The organism is Dietzia cercidiphylli (genome assembly GCF_014145145.1).
Classification (GTDB): domain Bacteria; phylum Actinomycetota; class Actinomycetes; order Mycobacteriales; family Mycobacteriaceae; genus Dietzia; species Dietzia natronolimnaea.
This window is the reverse complement of sequence record NZ_JAALEA010000281.1, coordinates 1-9,221: the sequence shown is the minus strand read 5'-3', so window position 1 is coordinate 9,221 and position 9,221 is coordinate 1. Positions and strand designations below refer to the sequence as shown.

8 protein-coding genes and 1 pseudogene are annotated in these 9,221 nt (G+C 70.5%); 7 read left to right on the top strand and 2 right to left on the bottom strand.

Annotated features, from left to right (window positions below; translation table 11 throughout):
* The 3 genes and pseudogenes from G6028_RS10540 to secA all read left to right on the top strand — a co-directional run.
* Positions 1-207: pseudogene (locus G6028_RS10540) on the top strand (ComF family protein); the annotation flags it as partial.
* A gap of 242 nt (positions 208-449) precedes the next feature.
* Positions 450-1,133: a ribosome hibernation-promoting factor, HPF/YfiA family gene (hpf, locus tag G6028_RS10535; protein ID WP_182609975.1), complete on the top strand. Its 684-nt coding sequence runs from the start codon at positions 450-452 to the stop codon at positions 1,131-1,133.
* 165 nt (positions 1,134-1,298) lie between these two features.
* Positions 1,299-4,076, top strand: a complete 2,778-nt coding sequence (secA, locus tag G6028_RS10530; protein ID WP_179524783.1) for a preprotein translocase subunit SecA — start codon at positions 1,299-1,301, stop codon at positions 4,074-4,076.
* Positions 4,077-4,082: 6 nt separating this feature from the next.
* Here secA and G6028_RS10525 read toward each other — a convergent pair whose 3' ends face one another.
* Positions 4,083-4,646, bottom strand: a complete 564-nt coding sequence (locus G6028_RS10525) for an Rv3235 family protein (RefSeq protein WP_241730677.1) — start codon at positions 4,644-4,646, stop codon at positions 4,083-4,085.
* A gap of 131 nt (positions 4,647-4,777) precedes the next feature.
* Between G6028_RS10525 and G6028_RS10520 the strand changes: the two genes are divergently transcribed.
* The 4 genes from G6028_RS10520 to G6028_RS10505 all read left to right on the top strand — a co-directional run bounded on the left by G6028_RS10520 (position 4,778) and on the right by G6028_RS10505 (position 8,445).
* Complete coding sequence (locus G6028_RS10520) at positions 4,778-5,188, top strand: HAD family hydrolase (protein WP_179524785.1); 411 nt, start codon at positions 4,778-4,780, stop codon at positions 5,186-5,188.
* A 3-nt stretch (positions 5,189-5,191) separates the two neighbouring features.
* Positions 5,192-6,598, top strand: coding sequence for a wax ester/triacylglycerol synthase family O-acyltransferase (locus G6028_RS10515; protein ID WP_179524786.1), 1,407 nt, complete (start codon positions 5,192-5,194; stop codon positions 6,596-6,598).
* Between the two features lie 62 nt (positions 6,599-6,660).
* Positions 6,661-7,182: a DUF6912 family protein gene (locus tag G6028_RS10510; RefSeq protein ID WP_179524787.1), complete on the top strand. Its 522-nt coding sequence runs from the start codon at positions 6,661-6,663 to the stop codon at positions 7,180-7,182.
* 144 nt (positions 7,183-7,326) lie between these two features.
* Positions 7,327-8,445 carry a ferredoxin reductase gene (locus G6028_RS10505; RefSeq protein WP_179524788.1) on the top strand — a complete coding sequence of 373 codons (1,119 nt, stop codon included), beginning with the start codon at positions 7,327-7,329 and terminating at the stop codon, positions 8,443-8,445.
* Positions 8,446-8,458: 13 nt separating this feature from the next.
* Here G6028_RS10505 and rsgA read toward each other — a convergent pair.
* Positions 8,459-9,221, bottom strand: a 763-nt coding sequence (gene rsgA / locus G6028_RS10500; protein ID WP_182658821.1) for a ribosome small subunit-dependent GTPase A, incomplete at its 5' end; no start/stop codon positions are given.

The window sequence follows — 9,221 nt, the reverse complement described above, 5'->3', positions numbered from 1 at the left end:
GGCCGGATCCGCCGGCGGCCGCGGGGCACCCTGATCCTGGCCACGCCCGGGGCCCCGTCGACGGTCGAGGAGTTGATCGGGACCCCGGCGACGGTCCTGCTGGTGGACGACGTGGTCACCACGGGGGCCACCGCCGCCGCGTGTGTGGGGGTGCTGGGCGAGGGCGGGCTGCGGGTCGACGGGGTGCTCGGGGTCACCGCCGCGTGAGGTCCGGGGCTGCCCGTGGGTGAGTTCCGGACGACTTGCCGCGACTACGGTCCACTGCCCAGACGACCGGGTATCGTTGGGTTCGGACGGGGTTCACCAGCACTTTCACTGAATTTGTCCGGTGGTCGCCCCGTCCGGAGAGTGTCCACTCAGCCATGTGGGTGTGCCCCTCGACCGGGGTCCCGGGCGGTAACCGGGTCGGTCGCAGAGGCCCGCCGCAGGCCCGATGAGGAGGAGCTTCGATGGCGAAGACCCCCGCAGTCCTGCTCGACCCCGCCACCTTCGACGGTCCGTCGACCGACGACCCCGGTGCCCCTGATGCGCAGGTGACCATCAAGGGCCGGAACGTCGAGGTCCCCGACCACTTCGCGACCCGGATCCACACCAAGCTCGCGAAGATCGAGAAGATCTCGCCCGCGATCACCCGGTTCGACGTGGTCCTTCTGCACGAGAAGAACCCACGCCTGGCCAAGGCCAGCCAGCGGATCGAGATCACCCTCAAGGGCAAGCCGGGTGTCGCCCGCGCCGAGGCGGCGGAGGACACCTTCTACGCCGCCCTGGAGTCGGCGGTCGCCAAGCTCGAGCGGCAGATGCGCAAGGCACGCACCCGCCGGAAGATCAGCCACTCCGGGCACCGTCGACCGCAGTCCGTCGCCGAGGCCACCGCGGAGCTCGCGCCCGAGGCGGCACCGGCGGATGTCATGGACGAGTACGCGGACGGGGTCGACGACCAGCTCCCCGGCCAGATCGTGCGCCGCAAGGAGCACGACGGGACCCCGATGTCGGTCGACGAAGCCCTGGAGAAGATGGAACTCGTGGGACACGACTTCTACCTCTTCCGGGACACCGAGTCCGGCAACGCCACCGTCGTCTACCGGCGGCACGCGTTCGACTACGGACTCATCACGCTGAGTGACGAGGCCTGACGGTCGCAGCCCATACGCCCCGGGGGCGGTCCGGTCCGCATGGACCGGGCCGCCCTCGGCGTGTATCGGCGGCCGACAGCACCTAGGATGAACCGAGGGCCCGCGTGGCCCCCGCGCAGGTAGCCAGATTTCCCGATCAACCCGACCACGAGGACGTTCGAGACTGTGTCCATCCTTTCCAAGCTGCTCCGAGCCGGCGAAGGTCGAAAGCTCAAGCGGTACAGCGCTCTCGCCGAGTACGTGGATACTCTGTCCGACCAGACGGAGAAGCTGAGCGACGACGAGCTCCGCGCCAAGACCGACGAGTTCAAGGCCCGGTTGGCTGAGGGTGAGACGCTGGACGACCTGCTCCCGGAGGCGTTCGCGGTGGCCCGCGAGGCCGCCTACCGGGTCCTCGGGCAGCGGCCGTACAAGGTGCAGATCGTCGGCGCCATCGTCCTGCACACCGGGGCCGTGGCGGAGATGAAGACCGGTGAGGGCAAGACCCTGACCTGTGTCCTGCCCGCCTACCTCAACGCCCTGTCGGGTCAGGGCGTCCACGTGGTCACGGTCAACGACTACCTGGCCAAGCGCGACGCGGAGTGGATGGGCCGCGTCCACCGGTTCCTCGGACTGTCCGTGGGCGCGATCCTCGGCGGCATGACCCCGGCGCAGCGCCGGGAGTCCTACTCCGCCGACATCACCTACGGCACCAACAACGAGTTCGGCTTCGACTACCTGCGCGACAACATGGCGCACGACACCGCGGAACTGGTCCAGCGGGGCCACCACTACGCGATCGTCGACGAGGTCGACTCGATCCTGATCGACGAGGCGCGGACCCCGCTCATCATCTCGGGCCCGGCCGACGGATCGAGCAAGTGGTACGCGGAGTTCGCCCGCATCGCCCCGCTGCTCGAGGAGGGCACGCACTACGAGGTCGACCGCAAGAAGCGGACGATCGGCGTGACCGAGCAGGGCGTCGAGTACGTGGAGGACCAGCTCGGGATCGACAACCTCTACGAGGCGGCCAACTCACCCCTGGTGAGCTACCTGAACAACTCCATCAAGGCCAAGGAGCTGTTCACCAAGGACAAGGACTACATCGTCCGCGACGGCGACGTGATCATCGTCGACGAGTTCACGGGGCGCGTGCTCGACGGACGCCGCTACAACGAGGGCATGCACCAGGCCATCGAGGCCAAGGAGCGGGTGGAGATCAAGGCCGAGAACCAGACCCTGGCCACCATCACGCTGCAGAACTACTTCCGTCTCTACGAGAAGCTGGCCGGGATGACCGGTACGGCCGAGACCGAGGCCGCCGAGCTCTACTCGATCTACAAGCTCGAGGTCATGCCGATCCCGACCAACCGGCCGATGGCGCGCGAGGACCAGGCCGACCTGATCTACAAGACCGAGGAGTCGAAGTTCACCGCGGTCGTGGAGGACATCGCCGAGCGCGTGGAGAAGAAGCAGCCGGTCCTCGTGGGCACCGCGTCCGTCGAGCGCAGTGAGCACCTGTCCAAGCTGCTCACCCGCAAGGGCATCAAGCACCACGTGCTCAACGCCAAGTTCCACGCCTCGGAAGCCCAGATCATCGCGCAGGCCGGTCGACCGGGCGCGGTCACGGTGGCGACCAACATGGCCGGCCGTGGCACCGACATCGTGCTCGGCGGCAACCCGGACATCATCGCCGACCTCAACCTCCGCGAGCGCGGGCTCAATCCCGTGGACACCCCGGAGGAGTACGAGGAGGCGTGGGACGCCGAGATCGAGCGCATGCGCAAGCTCAGCAAGCAGGAGGCCGAGCGCGTCCGCGAGGCCGGCGGTCTCTACGTGCTGGGGACCGAGCGCCACGACTCGCGGCGCATCGACAACCAGCTGCGTGGGCGTTCGGGACGCCAGGGCGACCCGGGCGAGTCCCGGTTCTACCTCTCCCTGGGTGACGAGCTCATGCGCCGATTCAACGGTGCGGCCGTCGAGGCGATCATGAACCGGTTGAGCCTGCCCGACGACGTGCCGATCGAGGCCGGGATGGTCTCGCGAGCCGTGAAGAACGCCCAGACCCAGGTCGAGTCGCAGAACTTCGAGATCCGCAAGGACGTCCTCAAGTACGACGAGGTGATGAACCAGCAGCGCACCGTGATCTACGGCGAGCGCAAGCGGATCCTCGAGGGCGAGGACATCACCGACCAGGTCGAGTCGATGATCTACCAGGTGGTCAGCGCCTACGTCGACGGTGCCGCCGCCGAGGGCTATGTCGAGGACTGGGACCTCGACAAGCTGTGGGACGCCCTGGGGCAGCTGTACCCGGTCTCGATCACCGCGCAGTCGATCATCGACGGCGACGAGTACGGGGCGGCGGGTGACCTGTCGGCCAAGAACCTCAAGGACGCGATCCTCGACGACGTCTTCGCCCGGTACGACGAGCGTGAGTCCGAGATCGAGGGCATCGGCGGCGAAGGTGCCATGCGCCAGCTGGAGCGCTCGATCATGCTCCAGGTCCTGGACCGCAAGTGGCGCGAGCACCTCTACGAGATGGACTACCTCAAGGAGGGCATCGGGCTGCGGGCCATGGCCCAGCGTGACCCCCTGGTCGAGTACCAGCGTGAGGGCTACGACATGTTCGCGGCCATGATGGACGGGGTGCGCGAGGAGACCGTCGCGTTCCTGTTCAACGTCAAGGTCGAGGCCAGCCCCCAGCAGAAGACGCTGGCCGCCCCCTCCGCGGCGCAGGCGGCGTCCCTCGCGGGCGCCAACCCGATCCTGCAGGCCGCGGGCACCGGTCGCGACGTCACCGATGACCAGATGCAGTTCTCGGGCCCCTCGGAGACAGGGGAGGCCCAGCTCGTCGACGAGGGCGTCCCGGCGAACCGCGCCGAGCGCCGCTCCCAGGAACGTCAGGACCGGCTCGAACGACGCGAGCGGGCCGCCAAGGCCGCGTCCCGGGGGCGCAAGAGCTGAACGAGGCTAGACCAACCGGAGGGCCGTGCAGGTCGCCCCGGTATCGGTGACCCTGATGCGGGCCGCGACGGCGAACAGTCGCGGCCCGCGGGCGTACGTGGCGCACACCTCGTAGTCGGCGCGGCCACCGTCCCCGGATCCGCGGGAGTCCCCGCCGCCGGGGGCCCCGGGATCGGCGGCGTGGATGTGGAGGCGATGGACCCGCGCGGGACCGAGGTGCCGGCCGGGGACCCCTCCGCGGGCCAGGGTCCTGAGCATCTCGACGAGGTGGGGTGGGAACGCGCCCCGGGTGTGGTGTGGGGCCCGCTTCCGGTCGACGACCTCGAGGGCCATGATCACCAGGGCGTGGGCCGCCCGCCTCGCCGGGACCGGTACCGCGTGCTCGGGGTCCGGCACGGGCACCGGGACCGCCACCGGATCCGCGACCGGTGGGCTCGTCCGGTCGTGCCGTCGGGCAGCGGAGACGGGTTCCGTCGAGGGGAGCGGTCTGACCCTGCACTCGTCGAACGAGGCGTCCCGACAGGGCGCGGATCGTCCCGTCGACGGCGGTGACACGGGTGTCGGGGCCATGTGTTCTCCTGCTCCCTCCGGCGAGGACCGGGCCGGTCTCGCGTTCTTCTATGTCGTTTGACGCACGGGGACGGGCGGTCGGTTCCGGCTCCGCTCCTGCACCGTCGACGGGCGTTGCCTAGGCTGTCCCCATGCGAGGACTGATTGTCGACTACTTCGGGGTGCTGGACGGCACGGATGAGGACCGCGAGAGCTGGCGGGAGATCCTTCTCGGTGCGCGTGCCAACGACGTGCGCCTGGCGGTCCTCAGCAACGAGCCCGAGGGGCCGGGGGCCGATCGGGTGCGTGAGGACGCCCGCGCCTACGGCATCGATCACGTGGTGCTCAGCGGCCGGACCGGCGTCGAGAAGCCCGATCCCGAGGCGTTCCTCGAGGCGGCGCGACGGCTCGAGCTGGAGCCCCGGGAGTGCGTCATGGTCGACGACGCCATCGAGAACGTCCTGGGCGCCGTCCAGACCGGCATGATCGGCGTGTTCTACCAGGTGTTCGACCGTGCGGCCGTGGAGATCCGGGGACTGCTCGGGCTGGACGAGGCGGTCTGACCCGTGGCGACCAGGCTGGCGACGGCGGACGCGGATCTGCTCCTCGGGGACGCCACCCGATCGCGGAGTCGGCACTCGTGTTCCCTCGCGCTCGTCTCCCGGGACGATCCGTGGGACATCGACCGCGTCATGGAGTTCGTCGACGCCAGACTCGCCGACGCCCCCAGGTTCCGCCAGCGCATCCGGTACGTCCCGTTCGGCCTCGCGCGGGCGGTCTGGGTCGACGATCCGGACTTCGACCTGAGCTTCCACGTCCGCAGGTCCGCACTGCCGGCTCCCGGGGGCGTGCGCCAGCTCGCCGATCTGGTGGCCAGGCTGGTCGACCGCCCGCTCGAGCCCGGCCGACCGCTGTGGGAGCTCTACCTCATCGAGGGACTCGCCGACGGGCGGCTGGCTGTTCTCACCAAGACCCATCACGTCCTCCTGGGCGGCCCCAACGCCGTGGACCTCGCTCAGGTACTCATGACCGACGAGAGGGCGTCCGCGGACGTGGACGAGGTGGCCACCTGGACCCCCGTGCCCTCGCCGGGCGACGGCGTGCTCGTCCTGGACGCGCTCATCACCATCGCCACGGACCCGTTGGAGTTGGTCCGGCGCTCGGCACGACTGGTCAACGCGGTGGAGAGGGCGAGCCGTGGTCTGGTCGGGGCCGCGAGTCTGACGGTCCTGCGACCGCCCGGGGGGCTGGCGGAGATGTTCCGGACCTCCCGCCCGCGCGGCAGCCGCGTGGGACTGGCCTCGTTCCCCCTGGACCAGGCGCGGACGATCGCCAGGGAGCACGGGTGCAAGGTCAACGACGTGGTCCTGGCCGTCCTGTGCGGGGCGCTGCGCTCGTGGATCCTGTCCTGCGGCCACCCGCTCTCGACGGCCGACACGCTCCGGGCGATCGTGCCGATGGCGGTCTCCTCGGAGACCGGACCGGTCGAGGGGTCGGAGGTCTCGGCCGAGGCGACCTCCGCCGAGATCGCCTCGGCCCTCATCGGCATGCCGGTGGGGGAGCCCAACCCCCGGATGCGGCTCGCGCAGATCTCGAGGGAGACGGCCACACAGCGCCACCCGAGGCAGGCCGTCGGCGCCAAGTCGCTGGCCCGCCTCTCCGGATTCGCCCCGCCCACCCTGCACGCGCTGGGCTCCCGGGCGGCGATCATGTTGCCGTCGGACAGTTACGACCTGGTCGTCACCAACGCACCGGGACCGCAGCACAAGATGTTCTGGGGCGACGGCGAGCTCGCCGAGGTCTACCCCGTCCCCGCGCTGCTCGACGGTCAGGCGCTGGCCGTGTCGATGAGCAGCTACTCGGGGATCGTCTACTGCGGATTCACGGCGGATCGCCAGGCGGTTCCGGACGTGGAGGAGATCGGCGAGCTCATCTCGTCGGCACTCGACGAGCTCACCGGGACCGCCCGCTGACCGGTACCCGCCGACCGGTACCGACCGCCGACCGGCCCCGCCCACCCGAGGAAGGCACCACCATGCGCCTGTTCATCCCTGCCACGCTCGCGATGCTGGAGACCCTGCTCGACGGCGGGGAGATGCCCGTACGCAGCGCGACCGCGTTCGCCGCGACCCCCGCGCTCGTCGAGTCGTATGCCCAGGGGGACACCGAGGAGATCGAGCACGTCGCGTTCCTCGAGGCCGCCCGCGCCTCGCTCCGGTTGCTCGGCGGTGAGATCGACTCCGGCGCGGTGCACGAGGCGCACCCGTACCGCCGCGTGGTGGTGAGTGTGGACGTCCCCGACGCCGACGCCCGGCCCCGGCCCGATCTGGACACCGCGGTCGTCCGCCTGACGAGGGGGACCGTGGCGATGGACGAGGTCGCGGCCGTCCACGTGGACCTCGCGGGCGCGGCCGGCCCAGTCGAGGCCGCGGTCGCGGCCGTGGATCGCGCCGACCTGGGGGACGAGGACGCCGAACTCACCGTGGGGGACGCTCTCGACCTCGATCTCGCCTGGTACGACGCGGCGGAGCTGCCGTTCCTGCTCAATCTGCTCTGAGAACCCCGGAGGGCCGTCCCGGTTACCGGGATCACGCCCGTGCGGTGTCCGCCAGGCGCTAACCTTCGCTACCGTAGGTTCTCATCTCCGGCACCGTCGGCCCGGTCCTCGGGCCGCGCGGTTCCCGGCCCCAAGGAGGCACCAGTGACCGAGTCGACCAGTGGACTCAACCGTGTACTGCGGGCAGCGGCCGCGAGGGTTCCCGAACCGCGGGCCGCGCATCGCTTCCTCAACCGCCTCACCCACCCGCTGCGGATGGACGACTACTCCTCGCTCATCTACCCGTTGTGGTCCTCCCGGGAGCTGCGTGGAGAGGTGGTCACGGTGCGCCGCGAGGCGGAGGACACCGTCACCCTCGTCATCAAGCCCGGGTGGGGCGCGACCCCGCACTACCAGCCGGGACAGTACCTGGGAATCGGCGTCCTCCTCGACGGCCGCTGGACCTGGCGCTCCTACTCCCTGACCTCGGCGCCCACCACGGGTCGTGGCGAGTACTCGGTCACCGTCAAGGCCCTGCCCGAGGGGTTGCTCAGCAACCACATCGTCGGCACCGTCGAGCCCGGCACCATCGTCCGCCTCGCCGCCCCGGCGGGGGACTTCCACCTGCCCACGCCGACGCCGCCCAAGCTGATGTTCGTCACGGCCGGATCCGGCATCACGCCGGTCATGGGCATGCTCCGCTCGTTGGACCGCCGCTCGGTCACCGAGCCGTTCCCCGACGTCGTCCACGTGCACTCGGTGCGCGAGAGGGAGGACGCCCTGTTCCTGGAGGAGTTGCGCGCCCTCGAGAAGACCCAGCCCGGGTACGTCCTGCACCTGCGGGTCACCAGCGAGGAGGGCCGCATCGACTCCCGCCAGATGTCCGCCCTCGTCCCCGACTGGTCGGAGCGGCCGACCTGGGCGTGCGGCCCCAACGCGATGCTCGACGAGCTCGACGAGCACTTCGACGCCACCGGCCGCGACGATCTCCACGTGGAGCGCTTCACGGTCAACCGGGACGCCGGGGCCTCGGGCGGGACCGTCACGTTCGGTTCGACCGGCAAGACGGTGGAGCTCGACGGTGCCACCACCATCCTCGAGGGCGGCGAGCAGGTGGGCGTGCAGATGCCGTTCGGCTGCCGGATGGGCATCTGCCAGACCTGCGTCGTGGGACTCGACGAGGGGCATGTCCGCGACCTGCGCAACGGCACCGACCACGGCCCCGGCGAGCGGATCCAGACGTGCATCTCGGTGGCGTTGGGGGACGTCGAGCTCAAGCTCTGACCGCGGCGGGGCGTCAGTCCTGATCGGTCCCCAGCGCCCACGCGTCGTTGGACTGCAGGACGCCGAGGAGCTCGCGGACGGCCAGGGCGCGCCGGTGCACGGCGGGGTCGGCTATGGCGTCGAACCTGCACTCCGGGTCCGCGGGCGGGCCCTGGTGGGTACAGCCCCGGGGGCAGTCCTGCACGATCGCGTCCAGGTCGGAGAACGACGCCACCACGTCGTCGGGCGAGACGTGCGCGAGGCCGAAACTGCGGATCCCCGGGGTGTCCACCACCCAGCCCCCGGTACCCAGTTCGAGGGCGACCGACTGGGTCGAGGTGTGTCGGCCCTTGCCGACTCCGGAGACCACGCCGGTCGCCCGGTGGGCGTCGGGGATCAAGCGGTTGACGAGCGTGGACTTGCCGACGCCCGAGTGGCCGATCATGGCGGAGATCCGACCGTCGATCCGTTCGTGCAGCGCGGTGAGGTCGTCGTCGATCCCCGTCCGGAGCACGGGGACGTCGAGCGCCTCGAACTCGGCGGCGAAGACCGACGGGTCGTCGAGATCCCCCTTGGTCAGGCAGAGGACCGGATCGAGACCGCCGGTATAGGCCGCCACGAGCGCGCGGGCGACGAAGCCGGCGCGCGGCGGGGGGTCCGCGACCGCGACCACGATCAGCAGCAGTTCGGCGTTCGCCACCACCACCCGCTCGTAGGGGTCGGAGTCGTCGGCGGTCCGGCGCAGGACCGTGCTCCGCTCCTCGACCCGGACGATCCTCGACAGGGTGTCCCGGGTG